Source organism: Marinococcus tarijensis (assembly GCF_054971385.1).
The window spans coordinates 1-14467 of the sequence record NZ_JBQOJA010000031.1; the positions used below are offsets into that span (position 1 = coordinate 1).

At 40.5% G+C, this 14467-nt stretch carries 14 protein-coding genes; 8 read left to right on the top strand and 6 right to left on the bottom strand.

The features are described from left to right. Positions 1-343: 343 nt before the first annotated feature. Both ACTTK7_RS14375 and ACTTK7_RS14380 read left to right on the top strand, forming a co-directional pair. Complete coding sequence (locus ACTTK7_RS14375; RefSeq protein WP_462868771.1) at positions 344-955, top strand: recombinase family protein; 612 nt, start codon at positions 344-346, stop codon at positions 953-955. 85 nt (positions 956-1040) lie between these two features. Further along, positions 1041-2018 carry a LacI family DNA-binding transcriptional regulator gene (locus ACTTK7_RS14380; RefSeq protein ID WP_462868772.1) on the top strand — a complete coding sequence of 326 codons (978 nt, stop codon included), beginning with the start codon at positions 1041-1043 and terminating at the stop codon, positions 2016-2018. Positions 2019-2125: 107 nt separating this feature from the next. On the opposite strand, the gene ACTTK7_RS14385 is transcribed toward ACTTK7_RS14380, so the two are convergent. Genes ACTTK7_RS14385 through ACTTK7_RS14395 form a run of 3 tightly spaced genes read right to left on the bottom strand, consistent with a single transcriptional unit; the run spans position 2126 to position 5159 of the window. Beyond that, positions 2126-2971 carry a carbohydrate ABC transporter permease gene (locus ACTTK7_RS14385; protein WP_462868773.1) on the bottom strand — a complete coding sequence of 282 codons (846 nt, stop codon included), beginning with the start codon at positions 2969-2971 and terminating at the stop codon, positions 2126-2128. Positions 2972-2974: 3 nt separating this feature from the next. Continuing rightward, positions 2975-3847, bottom strand: coding sequence for a carbohydrate ABC transporter permease (locus ACTTK7_RS14390; protein WP_462868774.1), 873 nt, complete (start codon positions 3845-3847; stop codon positions 2975-2977). 28 nt (positions 3848-3875) lie between these two features. Beyond that, the gene (locus ACTTK7_RS14395; RefSeq protein WP_462868775.1) at positions 3876-5159 is read right to left on the bottom strand and encodes an ABC transporter substrate-binding protein; all 1284 of its coding nucleotides are present in this window, start codon (positions 5157-5159) and stop codon (positions 3876-3878) included. A 148-nt stretch (positions 5160-5307) separates the two neighbouring features. On the opposite strand from ACTTK7_RS14395, the gene ACTTK7_RS14400 reads away from it, so the two are divergent. Together ACTTK7_RS14400 and ACTTK7_RS14405 are read left to right on the top strand one after the other, a co-directional pair. After that, on the top strand, positions 5308-6762 hold the full coding sequence (locus ACTTK7_RS14400; RefSeq protein WP_462868776.1) for a glycoside hydrolase family 32 protein: 1455 nt from the start codon (positions 5308-5310) through the stop codon (positions 6760-6762). A 72-nt stretch (positions 6763-6834) separates the two neighbouring features. Then, the gene (locus tag ACTTK7_RS14405) at positions 6835-8082 is read left to right on the top strand and encodes an oligosaccharide MFS transporter (protein ID WP_462868777.1); all 1248 of its coding nucleotides are present in this window, start codon (positions 6835-6837) and stop codon (positions 8080-8082) included. A 248-nt stretch (positions 8083-8330) separates the two neighbouring features. On the opposite strand, the gene ACTTK7_RS14410 is transcribed toward ACTTK7_RS14405, so the two are convergent. Beyond that, positions 8331-8930: a hypothetical protein gene (locus ACTTK7_RS14410; protein WP_462868778.1), complete on the bottom strand. Its 600-nt coding sequence runs from the start codon at positions 8928-8930 to the stop codon at positions 8331-8333. Between the two features lie 129 nt (positions 8931-9059). Here ACTTK7_RS14410 and ACTTK7_RS14415 point away from each other — a divergent pair, with 129 nt between their 5' ends. Then, positions 9060-10244, top strand: a complete 1185-nt coding sequence (locus tag ACTTK7_RS14415; protein WP_462868779.1) for an IS256 family transposase — start codon at positions 9060-9062, stop codon at positions 10242-10244. Between the two features lie 179 nt (positions 10245-10423). Here ACTTK7_RS14415 and ACTTK7_RS14420 read toward each other — a convergent pair whose 3' ends face one another. Both ACTTK7_RS14420 and ACTTK7_RS14425 read right to left on the bottom strand, forming a co-directional pair. Beyond that, a complete protein-coding gene (locus tag ACTTK7_RS14420; RefSeq protein WP_462868780.1) occupies positions 10424-10714 on the bottom strand; it encodes a helix-turn-helix domain-containing protein in 291 nt (96 codons plus the stop codon). Positions 10715-10743: 29 nt separating this feature from the next. Next, positions 10744-11115, bottom strand: a complete 372-nt coding sequence (locus tag ACTTK7_RS14425; protein WP_462868781.1) for a hypothetical protein — start codon at positions 11113-11115, stop codon at positions 10744-10746. A gap of 319 nt (positions 11116-11434) precedes the next feature. On the opposite strand from ACTTK7_RS14425, the gene ACTTK7_RS14430 reads away from it, so the two are divergent. The 3 genes from ACTTK7_RS14430 to ACTTK7_RS14440 are packed head-to-tail and all read left to right on the top strand — an operon-like array spanning position 11435 to position 14458. Further along, positions 11435-12757, top strand: coding sequence for a four-carbon acid sugar kinase family protein (locus ACTTK7_RS14430; RefSeq protein WP_462868783.1), 1323 nt, complete (start codon positions 11435-11437; stop codon positions 12755-12757). Positions 12758-12791: 34 nt separating this feature from the next. After that, positions 12792-13412, top strand: coding sequence for a GntR family transcriptional regulator (locus tag ACTTK7_RS14435; RefSeq protein ID WP_462868784.1), 621 nt, complete (start codon positions 12792-12794; stop codon positions 13410-13412). A gap of 17 nt (positions 13413-13429) precedes the next feature. Next, positions 13430-14458 (top strand): zinc-dependent alcohol dehydrogenase, encoded by a 1029-nt coding sequence (locus tag ACTTK7_RS14440; RefSeq protein ID WP_462868785.1) that lies wholly within the window; start codon positions 13430-13432, stop codon positions 14456-14458. Positions 14459-14467 lie beyond the last annotated feature (9 nt).

The window sequence follows — 14467 nt, forward strand, 5'->3', positions numbered from 1 at the left end:
GTCGGTAACTTCATTCTACTAGAAAAGGACTTCCTTTTTTGGTGATCGATCGTTTACACAAACTATTTTATGCTCTCATTTTCATATGCTGGTATGATTTTAAAAGAAATAATATAAATAAATAATTTCAACTAGTAAAGACTCCATTGTCACTTTTGCTCTCCCCCTTTCCGTCTTTTTACACTTTTTGATACATATACGAATCATGGCCAAACCCATGGTTTTTTCCTATCAAAACACCTAGAAAACGATTTTGATATGTGCCATAATGAACATATAGGTTATGAGTTGATTTTTCGCCCTTATTTCCTTTTTCATCCATTTAAAAAAGGAGTATATCGATATGGAATATCGGAATTATGGATACATCCGCGTGAGCAGTAAAGATCAAAATGAAAGTCGGCAATTAGCTTCGATGCGAGAAGCTGGCATTGTTGAACGAGACATCTTTGTCGACCGAGCCAGCGGCAAAAATTTTCAGCGGGACCAGTACCAACTGTTAAAGCGCATTCTGCGGAAGGGGGACGTGCTGTACATTCATTCGCTGGATCGATTCGGTCGTAATAAGGAAGAGATTCTGCAGGAATGGAATGAAATTACCAAAACGATCCAGTGTGATATTGTGGTGCTGGATATGCCATTATTAAATACCAAAGAGCAGGACGATACGATGAAAACGTTCATTGTGGACCTGGTGCTGCAGATTCTCTCGTGGATGGCGGAAGAAGAACGGACGCGCATTCGGACTCGGCAGCGCGAAGGGATCAATGCCGCCCAGGGCCAAGGAGTCAAGTTTGGTCGCCCCGAAACGCCGATTACGGAAGCGTTTGAGGAAGCTTATCAAGAATGGAAAGCAGGGAAGATAAAGGCCGTAGATGCGATGCGGCGGTTAGAGCTGTCGAACAGTACGTTTTATCGATTGGTGAAAAGATATGAGCAAATTAAAAAATATTGAGACAAGTTTCAATTCTTAATAATAGTCATTGTTTATTATATTTTATTACGATACGTGAAATTTAAATAGAGGGAGAAGAAATAGAATGAAACCAAAAATACAAGACGTAGCCAATGTTGCAGGTGTCTCACCTACTACTGTGTCCAGGGTATTAAATAATCGAGGATATATAAGTCAACAAACAAAAGATAAGGTATTTAACGCCATGAAAAAAATCAATTATGTACCAAATGAATTGGCTCGATCATTGTATAATCAACGTACTAATCTAATAGGATTGATCGTTCCCTCTACTAGTGACCCTTTTTATGGAGAATTAGCTTCGCATATTGAAAATATATGCGCAGAGAAAGGGTTTAAAGTGCTTTTGTGCAACAGCTTTAACCAATCTCAAAAAGAACAAAAATATTGGGAAATGCTGCAAAAAAACCAAGTAGATGGGGTGATCGTTATTACTTATAATCGTGGCCTTGTTGACAATGAACTCATGTTACCAGCGGTCGCGATTGATCACTATCTTTCAGATAATGTTAGTGTAGTTAGCTCTGATAATTATGATGGAGGCAACAAAGCAACAAGACAGTTATTATATGAAGGTTGCAAAAATATTGTTCATATCAATGGACCTTCACATTTACAAACACCAGCTAATTTGAGAGCACAAGCTTATAAAGACACAATGAAAGAATTTAATCTTCAACCTTTTGTTTATGAAATTCCTGAAATTATTTCATTAGATGAAAGAACTCGTATCATTCATCTTATCTTTTCAGAACATCCTGAAGTAGATGGAATATTTGCTAGCGATGATTTACTTGCCATAAAAGTTATTCAAGAAGCCAATAAATTGGGATACAATGTTCCGGATGATCTCAAAATTATTGGATATGATGGTACAGATTTAATCCAATCGATATATTCTGAACTTACTACTATTGTTCAACCAATTTTTTTGATTGCAAAAACATCAGTCGATTTACTTCAAAGACAAATTATTGACCAAAGCGTCGATAAACAAGAAATTGTTCTACCTATCAAGGTGAAGGAAGGGGAAACTGGTTAAATCTATATCTAATTGGAATTATTAGATAGTCAACTTATTTTAATCATCAGAAAAAACTTCTATCACAGGACTGATCCTGCGATAGAAGTTTTATATTTATGATTATTTTATTTATTACCAGATCCTGAATTCCCCAGCCCCTGTAACAAATATTTTTGCGCTGCTATATATACAATAATTAACGGGATAGTTGAAATAGTTAGTACAGCCATAATTTGGTTCGTAAGTACGGGTTCCGTAGAATTAATATTTGTGATTGCAACTTGTAAAGGATGCTTTTCTGTATCTGTCAATATCATTAATGGCCAAATATAATCATTCCAACTTGCAATAAATGAGAGCGTTCCCACGGTAGCAATTGCTGGCTTGGACATTGGCATTACAATTTTCCAGAAAATTTTCCAATTCCCAGCTCCTTCAATTTTTGCAGCTTCTATTACGGAGTTTGGTACAGCTGTAAAGAAGTTTCGAAAAAGATAAATAAAAAATGCATTTGCTATCATAGGTAAAACTACTGCGATTCGCGTATCTACCAAACCTAAATTTTGAACGATTGTAAATTGCGTAATAATCATTGTTTCTGCTGGAATAATCAATAAAGCTAAAAGTAAACTAAATAGTAGATGCTTGCCTTTAAAGGTGAATTTCGAAAAAGCGTAACCAGCCATACCGTTTATAATAATAGAACCTGTTGTAACCACTGCAGCATACAAAATACTATTTAATAGGTAACGAACAATGTTAAATCTAGCAAACAGTTCTTGATAGGCATTAAGCCAATCTCCAGGGTGGAGCGAGGGTAATAAAGCTTTTAAACTATCTAAATCTTGGTAGATGTTGGCTTCTGGTTTTAATGACGAAGATATCATCCAAAAAAGAGGAAAAATAAAAAGCAAGGATAAAAAAATTAAAAATATATATTCAAATAAAATTTTTACATTTTTTCTTTTCATTTACTACATTTCCTCCTCGCTAAAGAATTTGCGCTGCACATAAGACACAATAGCTATAATAATAGCGAAAATGACAGTTATAGCACTTACATATCCAACTAGTCGATCTGTAAATCCAGTTTGGTAAATATAATAGAGAGGCGTCATCGTGGCATTCAACGGCCCTCCTTGAGTCATAATCATTGGTTGTATAAATAACTTAAAGGCAGCTATCAGTGTAGTGAATAGTATTAATGTAGAAGTCGGTTTTAATAAAGGTAATGTGATCTTGAAAAACGTCTGCCATTTCGTTGCTCCATCTATAATTGAAGCTTCATAAACATCAGAAGAAATATTTTGTAATCCAGCTAAAAATATTAACATTTGATAACCAGCCCCTTGCCACGCGGAAACAATAACAATAGTTACAAGGGCTTGATTGGGACTCGTTAAAAAGGGCTGAGGCTCAATGCCAACATATTGCAACATCGAGTTTATAAGTCCATCCGAAGGATTTAATAGATACAACCATAAAACGGAAATTACTACTAATGACATAACCACTGGGGAAAAGAAGGCGACTTTAATAAAAATATTGCCTTTACGTTTTTTATTTACCAACAAAGCAAGTCCTAGAGCTGTCCCTATTTGAATAGGGATAATTAAGAGCACGAAAAGGCTAATATTTCTCAAACTTGCTAATAACACAGGATCATTAAAAATTTGCTTAAAGTTATCTAGTCCAACAAATTGACGTTCACTAGGATTCAGCAAATAATAATCAGTAAACGCATAATAAAATGTAAAAATAAGAGGAAGAAATAAAAACGTGCCTAATAATACTAGCGCTGGTATTAAAAAATAATAAGGCTGTAGATTTACCGAAAGATTCTTCATTCTTTATCTCCTCTCCTAATAATTATATTTATCGTCTATCGATGGCTGTTTGCATCTGTTGAGCTTTTTCGTCCAATAATTGTTGCAAATTCTCTTCTTCATAGTATGTTAAACCGGTAATCGTTTGTTGAAAGGATCTAGATACTTGAGGGTAAGTAGGCACTACTGGTCGGGGTTGTCCAGAATTTTCATTCTGCTCGATTAGTACTTCCAGTGGCTGAGGTATTTTGCCTTTAACCACTTCAGTGGAAGAATATCTAGAAGGCAGAACACTATTACCAATGCTGACATCAGCAATCGCTTTTGTTGAGGTTAAATGTTGTATTAATGTGCTAGCCCCTTGTTCATTATCCGAGGTTTCTGCCATAGCGTACTGCCAACTTCCCGTAGGAGAAACTAATTCTTTCGTTCTTGGAGAAACGGGATAAGGCATAATGCCATAATCAATATCAGGATAACTAGATTCGAGCTGTTGGATGGTCCAAGAGCCACTCATGAGCATTGGATATTCCCCTGTTTGAAAAGCATTTTCCGTTGGGGATATGGTAGTGTAGTTTTTATCTAACATAGTTTGTAGAAATTTCATGGTTTCTAAAGACTCTTCGCTGTTAAAAGCACCTATAGCATTATTCTCATTGGAAAGAACGTTCCCATTGTTTGACCATAAAAAAGGTGTAAAAGCATACATTAACCATTCACTTTGGTCATTCAAGCCCATATCAATCGCGGGCTGACTGAACTCTTCTTTTAACATTTTACTTTTGGCCATAAATTCATCCCAAGTCCATGGATCTTGAATCGTAGCTATTTCATCCTCTTGAATTCCAGCTTCGGCAAACATTTCTTTATTATAATAAATACCAACACCAGATTCTGAATATCCAATAGCATAAAGTTTACCCTTATAAGTCCCTTGTTCAATAACACTTTGATAAAAATCGTCTTTTTGTTTGATGTACTTGCCGATAGGTGCAATGATGTCTGATTCGGCATACGCTGCCGTATTAGGTCCATCTAGTGTTAAAACGTCAGGCAAGGTATTTGTAGAAACAGCCGCGTTTACTTTATCTTCATAGCCCCCTCCCCCTCCACTACGAGGAATGAACTCAACAACTGCATTGTATTCTCCTTGATGTTTTTGATTGAACTGGTCTATAGTATTTTGAATTACTTGCCCTTCATCGGATTCTTCAGACATATGCACCCATATTTCAATATTTTCATCAGAACTTCCTGAATTGGATGTTTCATTATTACAACCAACTAAAACAGCACAAAATAGTAAACTACTAAACAGTGAGAATTTTTTCAAATGTTTTCCCTCCTTGTATGAAAACGATTTCTCAAAAGTGTAAATGAAGCAACCATTTATGTCAACGGGTTGACATAAATGGTTGCTTCATTTAATAATGTTTCTTAACTTCTTAATTTTTAAATTAATCAAAAAGGGTGATTAGAAAATGCGTTATCAAGAAAAATGGCGACCTGAATTACATTATTCCCCAGCTCGGAATTGGATGAATGATCCTAACGGTTTAGTCTATTTCGAGGGAGAATATCATTTGTTTTATCAATACAACCCGTACGGAAACGACCACGCCCATATGCATTGGGGGCATGCAGTCAGCCGGGATCTTACTCATTGGAAAGAACTACCTGTCGCGTTGGAGCCGGACGAACTCGGCACTATTTTTTCCGGAGGAGCTGTCGTCGATAAGGAGAACAGCAGTGGATTATTTCAACAGGACTCTGGAGGAATGGTAGCCATTTATACGCAGGATGGTGCTACTCAACAGCAAAGCATTGCATACAGCGAGGATCGCGGACGTACATGGCAAAAATACAAACATAACCCTGTGATGGAGAATCAAACCATCAAGGACTTTCGGGATCCCAAAGTATTTTGGCATGAAGAGACCCAAAAGTGGATCATGGCCTTGGCCTGCGGCGATCACATTCAATTCTATCATTCCCCCAATCTCATTGACTGGACGTACCAATCTTCCTTTGGCCAGGAGTATGGTTCTCACGTGGGCGTATGGGAATGCCCGGACCTTTTTCCTTTAACGGTGGAATCGACTGACGCCCAACAGTGGGTCCTTATCGTGAGCATCAACGATGGGGGGCCTAACGGCGGCTCTGCCGTTCAATATTTCACCGGCGATTTTGATGGGGTTCAATTTCACGCTAATGAAGCGCCAACAGACGCCATCAAATGGGCAGACGAAGGTACCGATTTTTATGCTGCTGTTTCATGGGAAAATACCACAGCCAGGTACTGGATCGGATGGATGAACAACTGGCAGTACGCGGGGAAAGTTCCCGTCTCTCCTTGGCGCAGTTCGATGAGTATGGTTCGTCGGCTCTCGCTTCAACAGGGGAACAACACATACGTATTAAAACAGACGCCTATTTTACCTAATGATTTATGGGACGAACAAAACCCCATGGCCGGGAGCCAGAGGCTGGTGCCAACCAATGATGTTACCGCTTTCGATATAAGTCCGCTCTCGGACATTCAACTGGTTGTAGGAGCAAAGAATAGCAGTACTGGTTGGGGAATGCATTTCATTAGTGACTTGGAAGAACGATTTACGGTGGAATTTGATGAATCCCAGCATACCTACACGGTGCACCGGAGAGAAGGCATGACCGACTTTTCCTCTCACTTCCCAGGCAAACATACCGGTTCTCTGCACCAATGGAAGGTGGAAAAGGTTCATTGCCTGCTTGACCATGCATCCATCGAATTGTTTATCAATGACGGCCTGAGTGTTTCGACGACCTTACTCTTTCCGAAGGGTACACTCTCCCGTCTGGAAGTCTTCTCCAAAGATCAAGCACTTGTGTTAGACAACGTAAATATTACCGACCGTGTATCCATATGGAACGATCAGCATACGTCGTTAAACTAACAGCAAGTATCGTTACGTTAAGGTAAAAGGGTCTATTCGTCTTTCCATCCCATCTAAAGGAGTATGCAACACATGAATACATTCCAAAACAGCAAGTATTGGTTTTCATCAGGGTATTTGTTTCTATTTTTCGTGACCTGGTCGATCTGGTGGTCCTTTTATGCGATATGGCTCAACAATTCCTTGGGCCTATCCGGTACTCAGGTTGGCAATATCTATTCGTTTAATTCGTTTTTTGCCCTTCTATTTATGATTGGCTATGGGCTGCTTCAGGACAAACTGGGAATCAAAAAAAACCTCGTTTGGTTCCAGAGTATATTGTTGGTCGGCATCGCTCCCTTTGTCATCTATGTCTATGAACCGTTACTATTATCATCGTTTTACCTGGGAGCTGTATTAGGGGCTATTTATCTAGGCGCTGGGTTTGTGGCAGGGGCCGGATTTTTAGAATCGTACACCGAAAAGTTGAGCCGGAAATACGATTTTGAGTTCGGAAAATCCCGTATGTGGGGGTCATTAGGCTATGCGGTCGCTGCGCTCGGAGCCGGAGCCCTGATGAGCATCAATCCTCACATCAATTTTTGGCTGGCTTCGGCGGCTGGAGTGTTATTTTTAGCATTGAATCTTTTCTTTAAGGTCGACATTTCGACCAAGGAACAAAAACAAACCACGAATATTTCAAAGAAAGACCTTCGATTCTTATTTACCAATAAAGTCTTTTGGTTCTTGTTAATTTATTTGTTTGGAACCGTTTGCATTTATACCGTGTACGATCAGCAGCTGTTTCCGGTGTACTTTGTGGAGCTATTTGCTAATCAAGACCAGGGAAACACCATTTACGGATTTTTAAATTCAGCCCAGGTCTTTGTCGAAGCCATATTTCTCTTTTTAGCTCCATTTATTGTTAACAAAATAGGGATCAAACGCTCCCTCGTCCTAGCTGGAAGTATTATGGCCTTCCGCATTCTTGGTTCGGCCACCGTTACCAGTGGCGTTGGGATTTCGTTCATGAAGATGCTCCATGCCGTCGAGCTTCCGTTGTTGCTGATCGCTGTGTTTAAGTATATTACCGCCAATTTCGACGTACGACTTTCCGCTACCGTGTATCTGGTCGGCTTTAAGGTCTCCAGCGAATTAGGCGTCATTCTATTTTCAGGGCTCGTGGGCTACGTCTATGATTTAACGAGCTATGAAACGACCTTCTATATTCTTGGGTCGGTGGTCACTGTCTTCGTCCTCTTCTCGTTCCTTACGCTTAATAATGATCATCAGGAACCTCAACGGATGGAGACATATGAAACTGCCCAGGATAAAGCATAGCCCATGTAAAAACTGGTTTTGACCCTCAAATTTTTGACGAACTTTTCACGGTTTCAAAGATAGAACAAAACAGAGATGTTTCTTATATTAGTTTAAGAAACATCTCTGTTTACTATCAATAACAAATAACCTTAACAATCAATCTTTGATAATGATATTGTGCCTTTAGCACTTAAGGGGTTTATGGATACCAATGACATAAAACCAAAGTTTGAAATTCGACCACTGTCTTGAACCAGTGGTCTTTTCTAAAGAAGAATAGATAATTCCTCACACTTAACATTTGTTTTTCGTAGTGCATTAGTAACCTTTTTTGCTAATTTATAATACTGCATCGTCTCTGAGTAATCTATCGAAGCCTTAGGTTGATCGGCTGCTTCGTCACGAATTTCCTTTAAATTATTAAGCGCTTCTAGAATGTTACTATCTATGTTCTTCGTATCTTGTAAAGACTTCGTATAATTAGAAAAGTCATTACTAATTTTACTCTCTGAATTAATAGCATATAATTCTTTTTCAACTTCTTGCCAAACCATCAAAATAGCCGTTCTCGAAGACTGTTGAGCTACAATGGCCACGGCTTCTTCCATGTTTGATATAGGACGTTCATTATTTATTTGCATTTGATATGCCTTGTTTGAGAAAGAAGGCTTTGCTATACGTAAAGAATGTTCAACTTTCCATAACTTTGGAGCAATATTGAGCTTTGCCCACCCCTTAAATTCAATAGAACTTAATCGTGATATAACTTCACTTAAAGGTTTTTTGAATATGAACATAAATATTACTATCACCAGTGGCCAGATAATAGTATCAATGATAGAAACTAAAAATTCTAATGTATTCATCTTCTCCCCTCGCTCTTTAAAAGAGAGAGCGTAAAATATTTTGTGTAAACGAGCGAGCACGAAAAAAGGAAGTCCTTTTCTAGTAGAATGAAGTTAGCCGACCACATTCACAGAAAAGAGGACTTCCCTATGAATAATTTTACTACAGATATTGCTCACGCTCTAGTCCAACATCAGGATGTTAACGAGATCTTCCGATCTCATCTGGAACAGGCCGTCAACCAGCTGCTTCAAACCGAATTAACGTCCTTTCTGGATTACGAAAAATACGATGCCTCCGGCATTGGTTCCGGCAATTCCCGCAACGGCACGTACGAACGCACGCTGAAAACCGAATTTGGAGAGCTGTCGCTGGCGATTCCTCGCGACCGGAACGGAGACTTTCACCAACAGACGGTCGCGCCGTATAAACGGACGAACGACACGCTGGAAGCGTTTGTGATGCATATGTACCACAAGGGCGTCACCACCTCGGAGATCGCCGATCTCCTGGAACGCATGTACGGCCATCATTATACGCCGCAAACCATTTCCAACATGACCCAGACGATGGAAGCAGAGGTGGATGCCTTTCGACGCCGGCCGCTGGCGAAACGCTATGCCTGTATCTATCTGGACGCCACGTTTATTGCGTTAAAACGGGACACGGTGGCTAAAGAAGCCGTGTATATCGCGGTCGGGATCCAGGAAGACGGCTCCAAAGAAGTCCTGGCGTACCTGCTGGCTCCGACCGAATCCTCGGGGAACTGGCAGGAACTTCTCGAGGATCTTCAGGGGCGAGGCCTCGAAGAGGTGCTTCTGGTTGTGTCCGATGGATTGGCAGGCATGACGGATGCGATCCATGCCGTGTATCCGGAAGCCCGCCACCAAACGTGCTGTGTGCATGTTTCCCGCACCCTTGCCCGCAAAGTCCGGGTGCAGGATCGTGCGGCGGTCTGTGCCGATTTCAAAACCGTGTACCGGGCCAACAGCCGGGAGGAAGCGTCCCAGGCCCTCGAGGCGTTTATCGCAGCTTGGTCCTCCCGGTATCCATCGATCCGCCGGGTGCTCGACGAGCACCCCACATTACTCACCTTTTATGATTTTCCTTCCGCCATCTGGCGGAGTCTGTATTCCACCAACCTCATCGAATCGTTCAACAAGCAGCTGAAAAAATACGTCAAACGCAAAGAACAGTTTCCGAATGAAGCGTCCATCGAACGGTTTTTGGTCAGCCGGTTCGACGCGTATAATCAAAAGTTCTCCACCCGCTGCCACCTGGGCTTCGCCCAAGCCCAACACCAATTGGAAGACATGTTTCAACCACAGGGGTAACTTTACGGCTGGAAAAGGACAGGAGCCGTTTACACAAAATTATTGACGGTCCCTTAAAAGATTATTACATATATTTGCTATCTATCGTTATAACAATTAATTCTTACAAATGAAATCTATTTTAATGTATGCAAAGACGGAGCATGAAGGTTTCGATACCATGCTCCGTCTCTTGTTACTTATAATGAAACCTTGTCATTGTTGTCTGTAGACGCCTCACCAAGAGAAAACGTAATGTGAAGCACCTGAGCAATTGCTAGGAGCGTGTCCACTCGAGGTATCGTGATTCCCGATTCAATACGTCCAATCGTAGATTTTGGTTTGCCAATCGCATCTGCCAACTCCTGTTGGGAAAGATCTTGACGTTGGCGTTCGGTTTTGATGGTCGCCGCGAGAGCTGCCTTCTGCTTTAACCGATCAATGTGCGCTTTCCCAACCGTTTCCTGATAATCATCGAATGCCTTACTCACTCCGACCACCTCCTTTGTTTTACACGTGTTTATTCAGAAAGATTTGCACCATAAGTGTCGTAACACTGTTCGGCTGAGAGAATGTCCGGCCGTCGAATCGCGCCGTTATACGTCTTATCAAAATGATGCAGCAGCAACACTTTGTGTTCTTCATGAATGACAAATAACAAACGGTGATTCCCCATTCTAGTCCCATCAATTCCCCAGCGGTAAAGTTCTTCTAGCTCGGGATATCGATACACTTGTTTAATCGATTGCGGTACGGCATCTCTACTCGTCTGATCTTTTTCCGACGGGTACGGGTTATATTCGAGAATCGCCCGCTGCCGGATATATTGGTCTGACGTTTTCCCCCAGACGCCATGGCGTCCTCGTTGTTGCCATTCCTGTGTCCGCGGCATCGAAAAGCCAATCTTCGAACACAGGGACATTTCCTAATGCTTGTACGCCATATGCCATCGTTGGTGCATCCATTCCTATGAGATTATCTATACCTCTATGATAGTACAAATGCCATCATAGAGGTATAAAGAATAGTCGACGCCAATAAAATCGGAACTCACTTCCGATAATATCCTTTAAGTTAATTTGTAAAAGTAAAATGATATAAATAATTTAAAATCAGAAAAAAGTTGAAAGGGTATTCATAAGATGTTACTATTTTTTTAGATTCTACTTAGATCTAAGTTAGATTTATAATAAGTTAAAAGGAGTAAGTGAATGCAAAATCTTTTAATCTCTTTCTATGGGGATGATTTCACAGGATCTACAGATGCCATGGAAGCCCTGCATCGATTTGGATTACGTACGATTTTATTCTTGGAGGTACCTAGCGAGGAACGGCTCCAAGAGTTTCAAGACGTTCAGTGTGTTGGCATAGCCGGCACAGCTAGAGCGAAAAAGAAAGAAGAAATAGAAAAAGAATTAAAGCCCGTTTGGCGATTATTTCAGAAATTGCATCCACAAATCGTTCACTACAAAATATGCTCTACTTTTGATTCTTCTTTGGAAATTGGAAGCATCGGTTTTGTAAGCGATTTAGCTAGAGAGTATTTTTCAGGAACTTTTCCGGTATTAGTTGCTACTCCGGATCTTGGGCGCTTCACCGTTTTTGGTGATCACTTTGCGAAATTTCAAGATAGTGTGTATCGATTGGACCGCCATCCAGTCATGTCTAAACATCCCGTTACGCCAATGCATGAAGCAAGTTTAGCCCGTCACCTGCAGCAACAAACAAATCAAACGATTGGAAATGTTACTGTTTTGGACATGGAATATGAGGAAGAAGCTTCTTTGTCTTCTCTACAGGAAGACGATATTACGATATTTGATGCTTTGGAAAACAAGCATATGCATTACTTTGCCAATTATCTATTAACCCAATCCGAACGTCCACAGTTTGTTATAGGCTCTTCGGGAGTAGAATTTGCCCTTGCCGAGCAGTGGCGGCATACAACAGAACTAGTAGCCTCGGAAGAACTCCAACCCCAGTCGACGGAGCAGATTTTAGTTATTTCTGGAAGCGTTTCAGCTGTGACGGAGCAACAGCTGGAAGAAGCAGAAGCTTCAGGTTTTCATATGATTCAGGTGCCACCGAAGTTATTTTTGGAAAATAATATACCAACCGATTTTCTGGATGACGTTTTGCATGTCTTAAACCAAAATTCTAAAGTCGTTCTTTATTCCGCCCGCGGTGTCAATGATATATCTATTCAACAAACAAAGGATGTACTGCTTAATAACGGGATAGCCTCAGACGACATCGGCATCCATATAGGAAAAAAATTAGGCGAATGGACAAAATATTTAATGGATAACAGTAATACGAATCGGCTTGTTGTTTCAGGAGGAGACACTTCCGGTTTTGTTACCTCTCAACTTAGCATTTATGGACTAGAGGTGTTAACCTCGATTGCTCCCGGAGCCCCGTTATGCCATGCTTATTCTGAGGATGAGCGTTTTAACGGCATCGAAGTGGCTCTTAAGAGCGGACAACTTGGTGGCCAGTACTTTTTTGAAAACGTCTTCCTCGCGGGAAAATGATAACCAAATCAATCACTAACCGGGGGAATGAATCATGCTTTTGAAAGATGTTGCTTATGAATCGATTAAAGAAAAAATTATTGATGAACAATATAAGCCAGGAGAAGTCCTTTCTGAACGAACGCTAATTAATGATCTTGGAATGAGCAAGACACCTATAAAAAGTGCGCTCACACGTCTTGAAGCTGAAGGGTTTTTAAGCGTTACTTCTAAACAAGGGATTCTTATCTACGACTTGTCTGCAGAAAAAATTAATAACATTTATAATTTGCGAATTGCTTTAGAGACTTTTAACTGTGAGCAAATCTACGATCGTATTAATGAAAAGCAGTTAGAACAACTGCAGAAAAATATTGAACGTACGAAAGAAGTCGTAAACAATCTAGATGTCAAAGCGTTTGCAAATCTCGATCATGAGTTTCATTTATTAATAAGTGAAATGGCTGACAATCAAGAAATCACACGGATATTGCTGAATTATCAAGACCATTTGCGTAGGATTACACTACGACATCTTAGGAAAGAACCAAAACGTGTGCAGAAGTTTTATGAAGACCATTTAAAGTTGTTTGACGCTCTTTCTCACTATAAGCAGGAGAGTGCAGATATTATGCGTGAACATCTTCAAGAGTCTAAATCTATGCTTTATAAATAATGGAGGAGATCAACAAAATGAAAGCTGTATTTGTCGAAGACGCTGAAAAAATAGAAATAAAAGACATTGAGAAACCAAAAATCAAAGAAAACGAAGTCCTAATCAAAGTCGCCGTCGCAGGAATTTGTGGTTCCGATATTCATACGTATAAAGGCCTTCATCCATTTAGGAAACCACCAGTGGTGATCGGACATGAGGTCAGTGGAGAGGTTGTTGAAATTGGTGAAAAAGTCACTCATGTCTCCGTCGGCGACCGAGTGACTGTTGAGCCTCAGCTAGGTACAGGCGAAAGTGAAGGGGAAATGACAGAAAATGTGAACTATTCCGATGAGCGCCTGGCTCCCGGTATGAAAGATTGGCTTGGAACAATGGCTGATTATTTTGTCTCCCCTGAATCTATTGTTATTCCCCTCCCAGACAACGTCAGTTATGAAGAAGGAGTATTGGTGGAACCCTTGGCCGTTGGCGTTCACGCTGCAAAGAAAGCCAGTATTCAACCGAAAGACCGGGTAGCCATTTTGGGGGCCGGCCCTATTGGACTGTTAACATTAGCCGCTGTGCAAGCTGAAGGCGCAGAAGCTACATTGATTACAGATGTGTTCGATTATTCTTTAAATACTGCCTCCCAGCTAGGAGCACAAAAAACGTTAAATATAAAAAATAACAGTGACTGGGTTACAGCAGCTAAAAAAGAAATCGGAGGCCCCTTCGATAAAGTATTAGTAACAGCTGGAGTGCCCGGCATTATCAACGAGAGCCTTAAGCTCTTAAAAAAAGGTGGAAAAGTTATTACTGTCGCTATGTTTCATGGACCACAGGAAGTCGATATCGAAGAGGTTCAGCAAAAAGAAAAGGAAATTATTGGCTGTATGACGTACAACCGTCCAGATACAGAACGCGCAGTAGAAATTATTAAACAAAAACAGATTCCAGTTGATAAAGTAATCTCGCATTACTTGACAACTGCTCAGTCTGCTGAAGGGTTTCGAATGGTAGATAAGAAAGAAGATGAATCTATTAAAGTTTTAGTGCGTTTTAATGAATAGGAGGGAATT

Excerpts from the sequence above, each read along its gene's own strand:
- ACTTK7_RS14375 (WP_462868771.1), top strand. The coding sequence starts at position 344 with ATGGAATATCGGAATTATGGATACATCCGCGTGAGCAGTAAAGATCAA.
- ACTTK7_RS14380 (WP_462868772.1), top strand. The coding sequence starts at position 1,041 with ATGAAACCAAAAATACAAGACGTAGCCAATGTTGCAGGTGTCTCACCT.
- ACTTK7_RS14385 (WP_462868773.1), bottom strand. The coding sequence starts at position 2,971 with ATGAAAAGAAAAAATGTAAAAATTTTATTTGAATATATATTTTTAATT.
- ACTTK7_RS14390 (WP_462868774.1), bottom strand. The coding sequence starts at position 3,847 with ATGAAGAATCTTTCGGTAAATCTACAGCCTTATTATTTTTTAATACCA.
- ACTTK7_RS14400 (WP_462868776.1), top strand. The coding sequence starts at position 5,308 with ATGCGTTATCAAGAAAAATGGCGACCTGAATTACATTATTCCCCAGCT.
- ACTTK7_RS14405 (WP_462868777.1), top strand. The coding sequence starts at position 6,835 with ATGAATACATTCCAAAACAGCAAGTATTGGTTTTCATCAGGGTATTTG.
- ACTTK7_RS14410 (WP_462868778.1), bottom strand. The coding sequence starts at position 8,930 with ATGAATACATTAGAATTTTTAGTTTCTATCATTGATACTATTATCTGG.
- ACTTK7_RS14415 (WP_462868779.1), top strand. The coding sequence starts at position 9,060 with ATGAATAATTTTACTACAGATATTGCTCACGCTCTAGTCCAACATCAG.
- ACTTK7_RS14425 (WP_462868781.1), bottom strand. The coding sequence starts at position 11,115 with ATGCCGCGGACACAGGAATGGCAACAACGAGGACGCCATGGCGTCTGG.
- ACTTK7_RS14430 (WP_462868783.1), top strand. The coding sequence starts at position 11,435 with ATGCAAAATCTTTTAATCTCTTTCTATGGGGATGATTTCACAGGATCT.
- ACTTK7_RS14435 (WP_462868784.1), top strand. The coding sequence starts at position 12,792 with ATGCTTTTGAAAGATGTTGCTTATGAATCGATTAAAGAAAAAATTATT.
- ACTTK7_RS14440 (WP_462868785.1), top strand. The coding sequence starts at position 13,430 with ATGAAAGCTGTATTTGTCGAAGACGCTGAAAAAATAGAAATAAAAGAC.